The organism is Mycobacterium sp. SVM_VP21, assembly GCA_024758765.1.
In the GTDB taxonomy this organism is placed as follows: Bacteria; Actinomycetota; Actinomycetes; order Mycobacteriales; family Mycobacteriaceae; genus Mycobacterium; species Mycobacterium heraklionense_C.
Genome location: CP101406.1, coordinates 673,592 through 687,542, shown reverse-complemented (window position 1 = coordinate 687,542; position 13,951 = coordinate 673,592). Strand labels below are relative to the sequence as shown.

At 69.0% G+C, this 13,951-nt stretch carries 12 protein-coding genes; 4 read left to right on the top strand and 8 right to left on the bottom strand.

The window, feature by feature from the left end:
- Positions 1-894, bottom strand: a complete 894-nt coding sequence (locus NM962_03460; protein UVO13219.1) for a TauD/TfdA family dioxygenase — start codon at positions 892-894, stop codon at positions 1-3.
- 64 nt (positions 895-958) lie between these two features.
- Here NM962_03460 and NM962_03455 point away from each other — a divergent pair, with 64 nt between their 5' ends.
- Positions 959-1,528 carry a TetR/AcrR family transcriptional regulator gene (locus NM962_03455; GenBank protein ID UVO13218.1) on the top strand — a complete coding sequence of 190 codons (570 nt, stop codon included), beginning with the start codon at positions 959-961 and terminating at the stop codon, positions 1,526-1,528.
- A 39-nt stretch (positions 1,529-1,567) separates the two neighbouring features.
- Here NM962_03455 and NM962_03450 read toward each other — a convergent pair whose 3' ends face one another.
- Together NM962_03450 and NM962_03445 are read right to left on the bottom strand one after the other, a co-directional pair.
- A complete protein-coding gene (locus tag NM962_03450) occupies positions 1,568-3,928 on the bottom strand; it encodes a glycoside hydrolase family 65 protein (protein UVO13217.1) in 2,361 nt (786 codons plus the stop codon).
- A gap of 10 nt (positions 3,929-3,938) precedes the next feature.
- The gene (locus NM962_03445) at positions 3,939-4,715 is read right to left on the bottom strand and encodes a beta-phosphoglucomutase family hydrolase (protein ID UVO13216.1); all 777 of its coding nucleotides are present in this window, start codon (positions 4,713-4,715) and stop codon (positions 3,939-3,941) included.
- A 46-nt stretch (positions 4,716-4,761) separates the two neighbouring features.
- On the opposite strand from NM962_03445, the gene guaA reads away from it, so the two are divergent.
- A complete protein-coding gene (guaA, locus tag NM962_03440) occupies positions 4,762-6,330 on the top strand; it encodes a glutamine-hydrolyzing GMP synthase (GenBank protein ID UVO13215.1) in 1,569 nt (522 codons plus the stop codon).
- 3 nt (positions 6,331-6,333) lie between these two features.
- Here the strand turns inward: guaA and NM962_03435 are convergent, their stop codons facing one another.
- Together NM962_03435 and NM962_03430 are read right to left on the bottom strand one after the other, a co-directional pair.
- Positions 6,334-6,936, bottom strand: a complete 603-nt coding sequence (locus tag NM962_03435; GenBank protein ID UVO13214.1) for a TetR/AcrR family transcriptional regulator — start codon at positions 6,934-6,936, stop codon at positions 6,334-6,336.
- A complete protein-coding gene (locus NM962_03430) occupies positions 6,914-7,780 on the bottom strand; it encodes a DUF2236 domain-containing protein (protein UVO13213.1) in 867 nt (288 codons plus the stop codon). The genes NM962_03435 and NM962_03430 overlap by 23 nt, the downstream gene beginning before the upstream one ends.
- A 196-nt stretch (positions 7,781-7,976) precedes the next feature.
- Here NM962_03430 and NM962_03425 point away from each other — a divergent pair, with 196 nt between their 5' ends.
- Positions 7,977-8,690, top strand: coding sequence for a hypothetical protein (locus NM962_03425; GenBank protein UVO13212.1), 714 nt, complete (start codon positions 7,977-7,979; stop codon positions 8,688-8,690).
- 11 nt (positions 8,691-8,701) lie between these two features.
- Entirely contained in the window at positions 8,702-10,297 is a 1,596-nt protein-coding gene (locus NM962_03420; GenBank protein ID UVO13211.1) for a DNA polymerase Y family protein, read from the top strand.
- Positions 10,298-10,411: 114 nt separating this feature from the next.
- On the opposite strand, the gene NM962_03415 is transcribed toward NM962_03420, so the two are convergent.
- From NM962_03415 to NM962_03405, 3 genes are read right to left on the bottom strand one after another with little or no spacing between them, the layout of a single operon-like run.
- Entirely contained in the window at positions 10,412-12,457 is a 2,046-nt protein-coding gene (locus tag NM962_03415; GenBank protein UVO13210.1) for an SDR family oxidoreductase, read from the bottom strand.
- A 31-nt stretch (positions 12,458-12,488) separates the two neighbouring features.
- Positions 12,489-13,154, bottom strand: a complete 666-nt coding sequence (locus NM962_03410; GenBank protein ID UVO13209.1) for a TMEM175 family protein — start codon at positions 13,152-13,154, stop codon at positions 12,489-12,491.
- 12 nt (positions 13,155-13,166) lie between these two features.
- Positions 13,167-13,883 carry a phosphoglycerate mutase family protein gene (locus tag NM962_03405; GenBank protein ID UVO13208.1) on the bottom strand — a complete coding sequence of 239 codons (717 nt, stop codon included), beginning with the start codon at positions 13,881-13,883 and terminating at the stop codon, positions 13,167-13,169.
- Between the last annotated feature and the right edge of the window lie 68 nt (positions 13,884-13,951).

Here is a 13,951-nt window from a genome sequence, read left to right as displayed (position 1 = left end):
TCAGCTGGCGAGCGTTTGCAGCGGAACACCGCTGATCACCCGGCTGGGGTTTCCGTGCACGTCGACGGGGACGTCGCCGGCCAGCGTGACTCGGTGCATCACCCGGTGCTGGTCGTCGTAGTCGGCAACAGCGCGGTGCTGGGTGGCGCGATTGTCCCAGACAGCGACATCGCCGGGTTCCCAGCTCCATCGAACGGTGTTCTCCGGCAAGGTGATCCGCTGCTGCAGTAGATCCAGCAGTACGCGTGACTCGTGGTCGTCGAGGCCGACGAAGCCGCGCACGAAATCACCCGCCACCAGTGTGCGTTCCCCGGTCTCCGGGTGCACCCGTACTACCGGGTGCTCGGTGCGCAGGTCGGGCATCTGGAACCGCACCGCCATGGCGCGGACCTCGTCGGGAACCGCGACGGCGCCGCCCAGGGCGTAGTCGAAACGGTTACTGTGCAGCGCTCGCAGGTTCTCGGTGAGCCGCTTCAGCGGTTCGGGCAGTGTGTCGTAGGCGGCCGCCGTGGATGCCCAGAGGGTGGACCCGCCGTAGCTGGGCAGGGTGACCGCCCGCAGGATCGACGCCGCCGGATAGTCGGGTACGAACGTGACGTCGGTGTGCCAGCGATTGGCCTTGGCGTACTCGGAGTCGATCGGGGTGATGAGCGGCGCGTCGTCGCGCTGCAGCGTCGGGTGGGCGACCGGGTTGCCCAGCAGCGTGGCGAACGCGTGCTGGGAGTCGTCGTCGAGGTGGTGCTGGCCCTGGAAGAACAGCACCTTGTAGCGCAGCAGCGCCTGGTGGATTTCGTCGACCATGGCCTGGTCGAGGTCACCGCCGAGGCGCACGCCGTCGACGCGGGCGCCGATGCGGCTGCCAAGCCGGGTGATGGAGAACGGGGGAACAGTCATCGGGTTGTCCTTTCGGATCATCTGTAGTCATGTGACTACATGATGTGTGCGCTAGTGTAGTCATATGACTACAGACTCGGCAACCGGGCGGCGGGCCGCGACCCCGGTCGGCAGGGAAGAGGTGTCTGCGGCGATCCTGGCGGCGGCCGCCGAGCTGTTCGCCGAACGCGGACCAGCCGCCACGTCGATCCGGGACATCGCTGCGCGGGCCAAGGTCAACCACGGCTTGGTGTTCCGCCATTTCGGCGCCAAGGATCGGCTGGTGGGTGCCGTGCTCGACCACCTCGGCGGCGAGCTCACCGTGCTGCTGGAGGCCGGGGCCCCCGCCGATCAGGTGGAACCGGTGGCCGACCGGCAGCTGCGGGTGATGGCCCGCGCACTGCTCGACGGCTATCCGGTGGGGCAGTTACAGAGCCGGTTTCCCGCGATCGAGCGGCTGCTGGACCAGCAGCGCTTCCGTCACGACGAGCCGACCGCCCGGCTGGCCGTCGCGAACGCCGTTGCGCTGCAACTCGGATGGTGGCTGTTCGAGCCGTTCCTGCGCTCGGCGGCCGGTCTGGAGAAGCTGACCGGCGACGAGCTGCGTGCGGAGGTGGCCGCACAGCTGGAGCGGATCAGCGGGCCGCCAAGCTGACGGCGCCCTGCGCTGGTCGGCGAAGATGCGCTGAGGCTCCTAGCGCGCCACCTCCCGGCGGTGCGTCGGTTCGCGCCCGGGCGGCTGGGGCGGCGTGGGCAACAGTGGTTCACGCCGACGGGTGGGCAGCGTGGTCGGGGACTGCGTGCTCAGTTCGACGTCCTCCCCGGCATGGTTGATCATCAGCCGGCCGTCGGGGCCATCGCGCAGGGTGTAGGTGACCTCGCTGTGGTTGGCGTCGACCGTCACCCGAAATCCCTGCCAGCGCAACCCAAACCGTAGCCGTGAGATCCCGTCCGGCAGTGCGGGATCCAACGACAGCACGCCGGCGTCGTCACGCAGACCGCCGAACCCGGCCACCAAAGCGAGCCAGGTCCCAGCCAGCGACGCCATGTGCAGGCCGTCACGGGTGTTGTCGTGCAGATCGCGCAGGTCGACGAACGCCGTCTCGTAGGTGTAGTCGTGGGCCAACTCCAAATGCCCTACCTCGGCGCACATCACGGCCTGGGTGCAGGCCGACAGCGACGAGTCGCGCACCGTGCGCCGCTCGTAGTAGTCGACGTTGCGGGCCTTCTGCTCGTCGGTGAACGCGTGGGAGCGCCACTGCATGGCCAGCAGCAGATCGGCCTGTTTGACCACCTGGGCCGGATACAGCCGTACATAGGGTTCGTTGAGCAGCAGGGGGTAGGTGTTGCGGGTGTCGAAGTCCCATTCCGCGGCCGTGGTGAAACCGTCGCACTGCGGATGCACCCCGAGTTCCTCGTCATAGGGGATGTGCGCCGCGTCGGCCGCGTCCCGCCAGCCGGCCATTTCCTCGGTGGTGACCCCCAGTTCGTGGGCGGCGTCGGGGTGGCGGGCGCACGCCTCGGCGGCGGTGCGCAGGTTGTGAGCGGCCATCAGGTTGGTGAACACGTTGTCGCGGACGATCGCGGTGTATTCGTCGGGTCCGGTGACCCCGTACAGGTGCCACACCCCGTGCCGATCGTGGTGCCCGAGCGAGCGCCAGAGTCGCGCGGTCTCGACCAGCACCGCCAGCCCGCACTCCTGCTCCACCGTGTTGTCGCCGGTGACTACCCGGTACTGCTCGAACGCCGCCGCGATATCGGCGTTGATATGCCAGGCGGCGGTGCCTGCCGGCCAGTACCCGGAGCACTCCTGGCCACGGATTGTCCGCCACGGGAAAGCCGCGCCGGACAGCCCCAGCTCGGTCGCTCGCCCGCGCGCGAGATCCAACGTGGTCGCTCGCCAGCGCAGCGCGTCGGCTGCGGCGTGCGGAGCGGTGTAGATCAGCACCGGCAGGATGAAACTCTCGCTGTCCCAGAAGGTATGGCCGTCATAACCGGTGCCGGTCAGACCCTTGCTGGGGATGGCTCGGCGTTCGGCGCGGGCGCTGGCCTGCAGCAGGTGGAACAGCGCGAAGCGGATCGCCTGCTGGCAGTCCGGGTCGCCGTGGACCTCGACGTCGGCACCGTCCCAGAACTCGTCGAGGTAGGCGCGTTGGGCGTCGACCAGCCCTTGCCAGCCGCTGTAGCGGGCACCGGTCAGCGCCGCGATGGCCTGATCGCGCAGCGCGGGCCGGGACCGCTCACTGGACCAGCCGTAGGCCAGGTATTTGACGATGCGCAGTTTCTGCCCCGGGCGCAGGCCGCACACCACGGTGGTCGCCGCCACGTCGGCGATCGTCATGGTGGACACCTGGACCCGGCCGGGTACCTCGACCTCGTGATCCATGGCCGCAGCCATCATCAGTTCGCTGGCGCGGGTGCGATGCACCAGCACCGCACCGGTGTTGGTGTTCTCGCGTTCGACGGCCTCCAGCGGATTCTCCAGGATCGCCGCCACTCGCGGGTCGTCGGAGGTCGGCGGCTGGTCCTCATTGGCGACCAGCTCGGATTGCACCGTCACACGGACGAATTCGTCGATCGCCTCGACGACGTATTCGATGGCCGCGACGCTGCGGTGCGCCAGCGACACCAACCGGGTCGAGTGCACCTTGACCTGTTTTTTCGCCGGCGAGCGCCAGTGGATGTGGCGGGACAGGGTGCCGGCTCGCAGGTCGAGGATGCGCTCGTGGTCGATCAGCTCGCCGTAGCGGACGTCCAGCGGTTCGTCGTCGACCATCAACCGGATGATCTTGCCGTTGGTCACGTCGACGACGGTCTGCCCGGCCTGCGGGTAACCGAATCCGGACTCGGCGTGCGGTAGCGGCCGTACTTCGTAGAACGAGTTCAGGTAGGTGCCGGGCAGGCCGTGCGGTTCGCCTTCATCGAGGTTGCCGCGTAAGCCGATGTGTCCGTTGGACAGTGCGAACAGGGACTCGGTCTGCCCGAGCAGATCCAGATCGAGGTGGGTTTCGCGGATCTGCCACGGTTCGATCGGGAAGTAGTCCTCGGAGATCATCGGCCCGCCTTCACAACAGTTCCTCCAGATCGGTGACGACGACATCGGCGCCGTGGCTCAGTAGGTCATCGCGCTGGCCCACCCGGTCGACGCCCACCACAAAGCCGAACCCGCCGGCTCGACCGGCCGCCACCCCCGAGAGCGCGTCCTCGAACACCGCGGACGCGGCGGGGGTGACCCCGAGCAGCTGCGCGGCCCGCAGGAACGAGTCCGGTGCGGGTTTGCCCGCGATGTGTTCGGCGCGCAGCGTCACGCCGTCGACCCGCTGCGCAATGAACTTCTCCAGACCGGTGAGCGCCAGCACGTCACCGGCGTTGGCGCTGGCTGACACCACGGCGGTGGCCAGGCCGGCAGCGGTGACCGCCGCCAGGTAGCGCCGGGACCCCTCGAACACCTCCACGCCGTCGGCCTGCAGCGTCACCTGGAACGCCTCGTTTTTGCGGTTGCCCAGACCGTGCACGGTTTCGGCGTCGGGTGGATCGTCGTCGGCGCCGTCGGGCAGCGTGATGCCGCGGCTGGCCAGAAACGCGCGCACTCCGTCGTCGCGTTTGCGGCCGTCGACGAAGCGCCGGTAATCACCTTCTGCGTCGAACGGCACGAACGGTTCACCGGTGCGTTCGGCGCGCCGCGACAGGTAGGCGTCGAACATGGCCTTCCAGGCCCGGGTATGCACGCTGGCGGTGTCGGTGAGCACTCCATCGAGGTCGAACAGGCAGGCACGCACCGTTTCGGGCAGACCCAGCACGTGTCCTCCTTCTTCCGATGCGGTGTGCCTCCACTTCACCATGCCCGCCGTTGGTCCGGCTGACTTTTGCCGCCACTACACTCTTTGCGTGTCATCACCATCGTCTCGCCCCGTCTTGGTCATCGACTTCGGCGCGCAGTACGCCCAATTGATCGCCCGCCGGGTTCGGGAGGCGCGGGTGTTCTCCGAAGTCGTCCCGCACACCGCGACCGTCGAAGAGATCGCCGCGCGCGATCCGCTGGCGATCGTGCTGTCCGGCGGGCCGTCCAGCGTCTACGCCGAGGGCGCCCCCCAGCTCGATCCGGCGCTGTTTGACCTCGACATTCCGGTGTTCGGTATCTGCTATGGCTTCCAAGCCATGGCGGCCGCGCTCGGCGGCACCGTCGAGCACACCGGGACCAGTGAGTACGGCCGCACCGAACTGACCGTGACCGGCGGGGAGCTGCACTCGGGCCTGCCAGGCACCCAGCCGGTGTGGATGAGCCACGGCGACGCGGTGACCGCCGCGCCGGACGGGTTCACCGTGGTGGCCGGCACCGCGGGCGCCCCGGTGGCCGCATTCGAGAACCGTGCCCGCCGATTGGCCGGGGTGCAGTACCACCCCGAGGTGCTGCACACCCCCTACGGGCAGCGGGTGCTCAGCCGGTTCCTGCACGAGTTCGCCGGCATCGACGCGGCCTGGACGCCCGCCAACATCGCCGATGCGCTGATCGAGCAGGTGCGCGAACAGATCGGCGACGGTCACGCCATCTGCGGACTGTCCGGCGGGGTGGACTCCGCCGTGGCCGCGGCGCTGGTGCAACGTGCCATCGGTGACCGGCTGACGTGTGTGTTCGTCGACCATGGGCTGTTGCGCGCCGGGGAACGCGAGCAGGTGCAGAACGACTTCGTCTCCGCCACCGGCGCCAAGCTGGTCACCGTGGATGCCGAAGCGGTGTTCCTCGACGCACTGTCCGGGGTGTCCGATCCCGAAGGCAAGCGAAAGATCATCGGTCGCCAGTTCATCCGGGCCTTCGAGGGTGCGGTGCGAGACACCTTGGGAGACCACGACGCTTCTAAAGACGGCGTCGAGTTCCTGGTCCAGGGCACGTTGTATCCGGACGTGGTGGAATCCGGCGGGGGTACCGGCACTGCGAACATCAAAAGCCACCACAATGTCGGCGGGCTGCCCGACGACTTGAAGTTCAGCCTCGTCGAGCCGCTGCGGCTGCTGTTCAAAGACGAGGTGCGCGCGGTCGGGCGCGAGTTGGGACTGCCGGAGGAGATCGTTGCGCGCCAACCGTTCCCGGGTCCCGGGCTGGGCATCCGGATCGTCGGCGAGGTCACCGGCCCGCGGTTGGCAACATTGCGGGCGGCCGACGCGATAGCCCGCGAGGAGTTGACCGCCGCCGGTCTGGACCACCAGATCTGGCAGTGCCCGGTGGTGCTGCTGGCCGATGTCCGTTCGGTGGGGGTGCAGGGCGACGGCCGGACCTACGGCCATCCGATCGTGCTGCGGCCGGTGTCCAGTGAGGACGCCATGACCGCCGACTGGACTCGGGTGCCCTACGAGGTGCTGGAGCGGATCTCAACCCGGATAACCAATGAGGTTCCTGAGGTCAACCGCGTGGTGTTGGATATCACCAGCAAACCACCCGGCACTATTGAGTGGGAGTAGCCGCTACACCGGCACTTGGCGTAGTGCCGGGGGAAGACTCGGCAGAAAATGCACGGTCGCGAATGTGCGGATGTCCTCGGCGGAATCCAGCGGTTCGCGCGACGGCAATAACAGTGCCATCGCGGCGTAGCGCAGGATGGTGTCGGCCAATTCGGTGACCACCGCCGCGCCGATGCGTTCGGCGAATCCGGCCGGGAAGATCACTCGCAGCGCTTCGGACATCCGGTCCACGATCGCGTCGTAGTGCCGTTGGCCCAGTTCCAGCGCCAGCGCCGGCTCGTCGGTGATCATCCGGTTGAGCACCCGATGCCGGCGAAACTGCATGATCGCCGCGGTGAACGCCTCGACATAGTAATTCGACTGGGGCCCAGAGTTTTTCAGCTCGGCGGCAATGTCGTCGTAGAGCGCGGCATTCTCCCGGTCGATGACCGCGGCGACCAGCTCATCGCGGCCGGCGAACCGGCGATAGATGGTGGTGCGGCTGACTCGCGCGCGGCGAGCGACGTCGTCGAGTGCGACCCGCCGGAAGCCGTGCTGCTCGAACTCGGCGACCGCGGCATCGAGGATGGCGGTGGTCGCCGGGTCAGCCCCGGGTGTAGCCGGCATAGGCGAATTGGTTGTAGCGCAGTCGCATCGGCAAATGATCCCACGCCCAGTTAACCGGCCGCGACCGGCAGACCGCGGCGAACCGCTGATAACGCCGCGCCTGTCGCTCACTCCACGGCAGGCCCAGTTGGGCACGGGTGCTCGGCGGCATACCGCCGGTGGTGAGAAACGCTGCGAGCGGATTGAAGACCACCGAGATCGCCCGCCACAGCGCCGGCGGCACTCCCTTGGGGCAGGGAAAGCCCTTGGTGACATAGCCGACGCCGTACTTGGCGGTCGGGTGGTCGACGAGAACCTTGTCCAGCATCTGATTCCAGTAGCGCTCGAACGCGGCGTAGTCGGCCGGCATAGCCCGATCGCTGACACCGTAGCGGCGATACCAGGTCTTCGATTCGAGGTAGATCCGCTCCTTCTCGGCCGGGGTCAGCCGCTTGACGAAGGTGTCGGCGAAGTACAGCACCTGCTCGACGAAGGTGGCGTGTGCCCAGTAGTAGGTCTCGGGATCCAGGGCGTGATACCGGTTTGCTTTTCCTTGCCCGGGGGGCATGAAACCCTTGATGTCGCGGTGGAAGTCGCGCACCTGCTGGCCGGTGTTGTCCGACTCGTCGCCGTAGACGGTCATGAAGATCGGCGGCAGCGAGCGTTTGATGCGGGCGGCGGTGTCGCTGAAGAACACCGAGTGGTCCAGTACGCCCTGGCCGAGTTCGGCGAGCATGTTCTGCAGCACCGCGGGCCGCGGCCCGATCAAGAACATCCGGTTGTCCCCGAAGTAGCGCCACACCAGGGACTGCGGCCCCAGCGGCAGGGCGTCGGTAGCCGCGTCGGTCTCCACGGATTGGGCCATGCGGAACAGTGTTACATATTTTGAACTATGTACCAACCGTTGGTGGTTGACGGCCGTTGACGCGGTGCTGATGGGGCGCGAGAGGCCGTTGATGCGCCGCCACGAGATCCGGCTTGACGGTTGTCGGTGGGGAAGTGTTCACTCGGGTCAATCGAACATAGTTTCGAACATATTCGAGTGTTTTCCGGAGGCGATCATGACGGCGGCGGTGGACTTGGGGCAACGCCATAGCTCCGGAGAAAATCGCGCCGACCAGCTGGAACAGCTGCGTCGGCAGATGGCGGCGGTGTCGGGCAAGGTGGGTGCGGGCCGGCGGGGGGCCGGACCGTCGGCTGCAACGGCGCCGGCCGGCCCGGTTTTCGAAGCCGCCCTGCCCGTCCCGTCGCTGCTGGCCGGGGTGTTGCCCGCCGGACTGCCGCGCGGCACGGTGGCGGTGCTCTCGGGGGCCCGCTCGCTGATGCTGAGCATGGTGGCCACGGTGACGGCGGCCGGCGGCAACGCAGCCATCGTCGGTCAGCCCGATCTCGGGCTGCTGGCCGCCTCCGAGATGGGCGCCGACCTGAGCCGGCTCGCGGTGATCCCCGACCCCGGCAACGACCCGGTGGAGGTGGCCACGGTGCTGATGGACGGCATGGATGTGGTGGTGCTCGGACTGGGCGGCCGATCGGTGCCGCCGGCGCGCACCCGGGTGGTGCTGGCCCGCGCGCGTCACCGTGGCTGCGTCCTGCTGGTCTCCGGCGGCGCCTGGCAGGGCGCGGCGCTGCAGTTGGACGCCCGGGTGAGCGGCTATGAGACGGTAGGCGACAAGATGACGGGCTGCGGCGCCATCTCCGGCTTCGGGCGGATCGGCGCGGTGCGGCTCGAGGTGCGGGCCGCCGGACGCGCGGCCGGGCGAACCAGGGCCGGGTAGCGAGCCTGCTCATGGCCGACTCTCGAGTACTGGCGCTGTGGTGCATGGACTGGCCCGCGGTCGCCGCGGCGGCCGCGGCGGGGCTGCCGGCCACCGCGCCGATCGCGGTCACTCTGGCCAACCGGGTGATCGCCTGTTCGGCGGGTGCCCGTGCGGCGGGGGTCCGGCGTGGGCTGCGACGCCGAGAAGCGGCGGCCCGCTGTCCAGCGCTGCATGTGGTGGCCGCCGACACCGATCGTGATGCCCGGCTGTTTGAGCCGGTCCTGGCTGCGGTCGACGAACTGATGCCGGCTGCTGAGGTGTTGCGGCCCGGGCTGCTGGTGGTGTCGGTGCGCGGTGCGGTGCGCGCCTTCGGCTCCGAGGAGCGGGCCGCTGAACGCCTCGTCGATGCAGTGGCCGCGACCGATGTTGAATGCCAGGTCGGGATCGCCGATGGGCTCTCCACCGCGGTGCTCGCCGCACGTGCCGGAGCCGTGGTGCCGCCTGGGGGAGACGCCCGATTCCTGTCGGCGCTGTCGATCCGCCAGCTTGCCGCCGAGCCCAGCCTGTCCGGGCCCGGGCGGGACGGCCTGGTCGACCTGTTGTGGCGCCTGGGAATTCGAACCATTGGGCAATTCGCTGCGCTGCCCCGTCCGGATGTCACCTCGCGGTTTGGCCCCGATGCGCTCATCGCGCACAGGTTCGCCCGCGCCGAGCCGGAACGCGGGCCGTCCGGGCGGGAGCCCACGCCGGATCTCGAGGCGGTGCTGCACTGCGATCCACCGATCGACCGGGTCGACGCCGCGGCGTTCGCCGGGCGCTCGCTGGCCGGTGCACTGCACCGGACGCTGATGGCCGCCGGGGTCGGCTGCACCCGGCTGGCCATTCACGCCGTCACCGACACCGGGGAAGAGCTGACCCGGGTGTGGCGGTGCGCCGAGCCGTTGACCGAGGACGCTACCGCGGATCGGGTGCGCTGGCAGCTGGACGGCTGGTTGAACAGCCGCGTCGGCTCCGACCGGCCGACCGGTCCGGTGACGCTGCTGCGGCTGGAGCCGGTGGAGGTGCTCTCGGCGACCGAGGCGCTGCAGTTGCCGCTGTGGGGCGGCCTCGGGGAGGAAGATCGGTTGCGTGCCCGCCGCGCCCTGGTGCGGGTGCAGGGCCTGCTCGGTCCCGAAGCGGTGCGGGTGCCGGTGCTCTCCGGCGGCCGCGGCCCCGCCGAGCGCATCACCTTGACCCCGCTGGGGGATGAGCCGGTGCCGCTAGCCGACCCGCGCCAGCCGTGGCCCGGCCGGCTCCCCGAACCCTCGCCATCGGTACTGCTCGATGATCCGGTGGAACTGCTTGACGCCGAACGCAATCCGATCCGAGTGACGGGCCGGGGGCTCTTCTCCGCCGACCCGGCGTGGCTGGTCGCCCGGGGTCGCGACGACCGGCTGCGCTGGTGGGCCGGTCCCTGGCCGGTCGACGAGCGGTGGTGGGACCCGCAGCGGGAGGGGCCGGGATCCGGGCGCACCGCCCGGGTCCAGGCGCTGCTGGAGGACTCGCCGGGAAGTGCAGCGCCCGGGCGGGCGCTGCTGCTGTGTTACCGGCTGCGGCGGTGGTATCTGGAGGGGGTGTACGAGTGACCCGCGGCTCGGCCTGGCCCGCCGCGTCGAGCGTGCACTCAGAGCGGAAGAATCGTAAAAATCCCGTCCTCAGTGCACGTTCGCGGCGGTGAGGGCAGCGTCACGAGCGCAGGTTCACCAGTACACGCCCGGAACCAACCGCACCGCCCGCTTGACCGGGCGGGGCACCCGCACCCTGGCGATCGCTCGCGACGGCCGCTTCGGCCGGCGCGACGCCTGCCGCCGAGGCGATTGCGTAACGGGCGCAACGGCTGCAACGGTGTCACTGGGTGCCACGCCGCGCGCCGCAGGAGAGTCGGGGTAGCCCAGGTAGAGCTGGTGCAGCACTCGGCGCGCCAGCCCGGGGGTGACGTAGTTGCCGGCTTCGGCCAAGGTGCCCAGTGGGGTGTCGATCCGGTCCGGCCTCTCGACCAGGCCGCGCACCACCATGGCCGCGGCGTGCTCGGCGCTGATCGCCCCGACCGGGAGGTGCTTTCGCGACGGCGCAATCATCGGGGTGGCCACCAGCGGCATGTGGATGGTGGTGAACGTGATGTGATCCGACAGCGTCTCGGTCGACACCACATCGGCGAACGCGTCCAGTGCGGCCTTGGTGGGCACGTACGCGCTGTAGCGGGGGCTGTGCGCCAGCACCCCTTCGCTGGAGACGTTCACCACGTGGCCGAATCGGCGTTCCCGCCAGTGCGGCAGCAAGGCCAGCACCATCCGCACCGCGCCGAAGTAGTTGACCGCCATGGTGCGTTCGTAGTCGTGCAGCCGGTCGCTCGAGTTGGTCACCGAGCGACGGATCGACCGGCCGGCGTTGTTCACCAGGTAGTCGACGTGCCCGAACCGGCCCAGGATGTCCTTGACGGTGTGCTCCACCGACGCCGAATCGGTGACGTCACAGGTGAACGCGTGGGCCTGTCCGCCCGAGGCCCGGATCTCGGCGACCAGGTCGTCGAGTGCGGAGCCGCTGCGGGCCAGCGCGAAGACCGTGCCGCCGCGCTCGGCGACGGCGATCGCCGAGGCCCGGCCGATACCACTGGACGCCCCGGTGATGACGACGTGCCGCCCCACCAGGGGCCCGGCCGGGTCGTCGCGGCGGGCGCGGTCGGGATCCAGGTGCGCCGCCCAGTATCGCCACAGTCCCGGCGCATAGTCGGCGAACTCGGGCAGCCGGACAGAATCTCCCAGCGCCGCACGGGTGGCGTCGGCGACGAACGTCGGCCGCAGGTTCACCAGGTCGAGCACCTCGGCGGGAAGGCCCAGCTGGGTGGCCACCATGTTGCGCCACACCCGGGCACGCCCACTGACGTTGAGCACCGGGGCTGCCAGCGCGCCGGGCAGCGTGGCGCGTAGCGGCGGCAGTCCGGCCTCGGCTGCGACAGCCCGGTAGATGTCGGGCAGGCCAATGGATTTCGGCGCGGTCAGGTGGAAGGTGCGCCCGTCGTACCCGTCTGCGTGCATCAGCTCGATCAGCGCGTCGACCACGTAGTCGACCGGCACGACGTTGGTACGCCCGGTGTGGGGCACGGCCATCGGGGTGAGCCTGGGCAGTGCCGCCAGCTTGGCCAGCAGCGGGAAGAAATAGTAGGGCCCGTCGACCTTGTCCATCTCGCCGGTGCGGGAATCGCCCACCACCACCGCCGGGCGGTATATCCGGTACCGCAGCCCCGGCGCCGAACGCACCAGTGCTTCGGCCTCGAACTTGGTCTGGTGATACGGGGTCGGCAGTTCCTGGCCGATGTCGAAGTCGTCTTCGGTGAACTCGCCGGCGTAGTCACCGGCCACCGCGATCGAGGACACGTGCGACAAGGTGGCGTCCAGGCGCCGGGCCAGCCCGATCACCGCGCGGGTGCCCTCGACGTTGGCCGCCTGCTGCTCGGCCGCACCGGCGGTGATGTCGTAGATGGCCGCGCAGTGCAGCACATGGTCGATGTCGCCGAGTTCGGCAAGTGCCGAGTCGGTCAACCCCAGATTCTCTTCCGTCAGGTCGCCGACCAGCGGATTCCCCCGCTCGCCCCATGCCTGACCGTTCGCAGCGGCCAGGGCCTCAAAGCGGCCCAGCGAGGCGCGGCGCACCAGCACCCACACCTGCGCTTCCGGCCTGGTCTCCAGCAGACGCGTCACCGCCCGCCGCCCAATAAACCCGGTACCGCCGGTAACGACATAACGCATGCGGTCATCGTGGTCGCTCGGGTCGGCTACGTCAATGGTGAGTTGAGTCTCGCCGTCCGATACCCGGGATATTGATCGCGTAGAAGGCCGGCATCACGACGAAAACCGCCAGCGCGACCATCGGCGACCACACCACGCCGATCACGCCCGCCACCAGATAGGCGACGATCCCGGTCATCGACCGAAACCGCTGGGCTGCGAACACGCGCGGATCCACCTCATCTGCGACCAGCCGGTCGGGGCATCGGCTGACCTGGTCGAACAGCAGCAGCCAACTCGCGCACATCGCTGTCAGAATGCCGGCGTACAGGGCCACGGCGGTACGCGCGTCGTGGCTGTCAGCGCCGTCGATGAACGCGCGGGAGAGCACCGCGGTCGGAAAGGGGATGAGTGCCGTGGTGAACAGCAGGGCGATGTTGGCCAGGTGTACACCCTTGTTGACCTGTTTGATTGCGGTGAACGCCTGGTGGTGGTTGAGCCAGATCACCGCGACGTAGCCGAACGACGCAAGGTAGCCGAGGTAGGCCGGCCACTGCCGGATCAGGCCCTCCAGCAGTTGCCCGGGGGCGTGCTCGGGTGCTTTGAGGTCGAGCACCAGCAGGGTCACCGCGATCGCGAACACACCGTCGCTGAACGCCTCCACCCGCCCGGTGTCGGTCAAGCCGGCCGGAGCATCGGAGCCGTCAGATGTGCTCATCGGCACCTGAGGTCAGAATGCGCGAATTCCGTCCCAGTCCAACAGTTTCCAGCCGGTGGCTGGGTTGCCGGTGAGCACCACCTTGCCGAGGTTAGGCAGTGGATGGTCGATCAACAGCTCATCGCGGGGGTTCTTGACATTCATCAGCGTCCACGTCGCGATCGACGCCCCGTGGGCGAACGCCACCGGGTTGGTGTCGCCGGAGTCGTAGATCTGCTGGACCGCGGCGCCGAACTCGTCGTTGAACTGGTTGCCGTCGATCGAGCCGGGGATGGCCGCGGTCCGGTCGCCGTGAAGCCATGCCTGCGGGGCAAGCCAATACGCCGAATCGGCTATCGATCGAGGCTTATCGCCGAACCAACCGGCGCTGATCTCTCGCAGCCCGGGCAAGATCTGCACCTGACGTCCGAGTTCGCGGGCTAGCGGGGCGGCGGTCTGCTGAGTGCGCACCATCGACGAGGCGTAGACACCGTCGTGGTGGCCGCGGGAGAGCTGATCTGCGATTTCCTGAGCCTGGACGCGGCCTTTCTCGGTCAGTCCCGGACCGGGCACCGACGTGTCGAGGATTCCGGCGGCGTTGGCTTCGGATTCCGCGTGCCGGACCAGCGTCAGGGTGATGTTGCGCGGGTGCGGTGTCCCCGAACAACCGCTGAGCACCAGGACCGCGGCCAGCGCCGCCGCCAACAGTGCGAACAGGGTGCCGGTGCGGTTCCAGATGCGCTTCCCCATGTTCGACAGCCTGCCGTGTGGATGGCGCTGACGGGACCGGTTCTGCTGAAATGGTGGAGGCCAATTCG

What these genes read in the sequence shown, in the direction of transcription:
- NM962_03460 (UVO13219.1), bottom strand. Translation starts at nt 894, where the DNA reads ATGACTGTTCCCCCGTTCTCCATCACCCGGCTTGGCAGCCGCATCGGC.
- NM962_03455 (UVO13218.1), top strand. Translation starts at nt 959, where the DNA reads ATGACTACAGACTCGGCAACCGGGCGGCGGGCCGCGACCCCGGTCGGC.
- NM962_03450 (UVO13217.1), bottom strand. Translation starts at nt 3,928, where the DNA reads ATGATCTCCGAGGACTACTTCCCGATCGAACCGTGGCAGATCCGCGAA.
- NM962_03445 (UVO13216.1), bottom strand. Translation starts at nt 4,715, where the DNA reads ATGGTGAAGTGGAGGCACACCGCATCGGAAGAAGGAGGACACGTGCTG.
- NM962_03435 (UVO13214.1), bottom strand. Translation starts at nt 6,936, where the DNA reads ATGCCGGCTACACCCGGGGCTGACCCGGCGACCACCGCCATCCTCGAT.
- NM962_03430 (UVO13213.1), bottom strand. Translation starts at nt 7,780, where the DNA reads ATGGCCCAATCCGTGGAGACCGACGCGGCTACCGACGCCCTGCCGCTG.
- NM962_03425 (UVO13212.1), top strand. Translation starts at nt 7,977, where the DNA reads ATGACGGCGGCGGTGGACTTGGGGCAACGCCATAGCTCCGGAGAAAAT.
- NM962_03420 (UVO13211.1), top strand. Translation starts at nt 8,702, where the DNA reads ATGGCCGACTCTCGAGTACTGGCGCTGTGGTGCATGGACTGGCCCGCG.
- NM962_03415 (UVO13210.1), bottom strand. Translation starts at nt 12,457, where the DNA reads ATGCGTTATGTCGTTACCGGCGGTACCGGGTTTATTGGGCGGCGGGCG.
- NM962_03410 (UVO13209.1), bottom strand. Translation starts at nt 13,154, where the DNA reads ATGAGCACATCTGACGGCTCCGATGCTCCGGCCGGCTTGACCGACACC.
- NM962_03405 (UVO13208.1), bottom strand. Translation starts at nt 13,883, where the DNA reads ATGGGGAAGCGCATCTGGAACCGCACCGGCACCCTGTTCGCACTGTTG.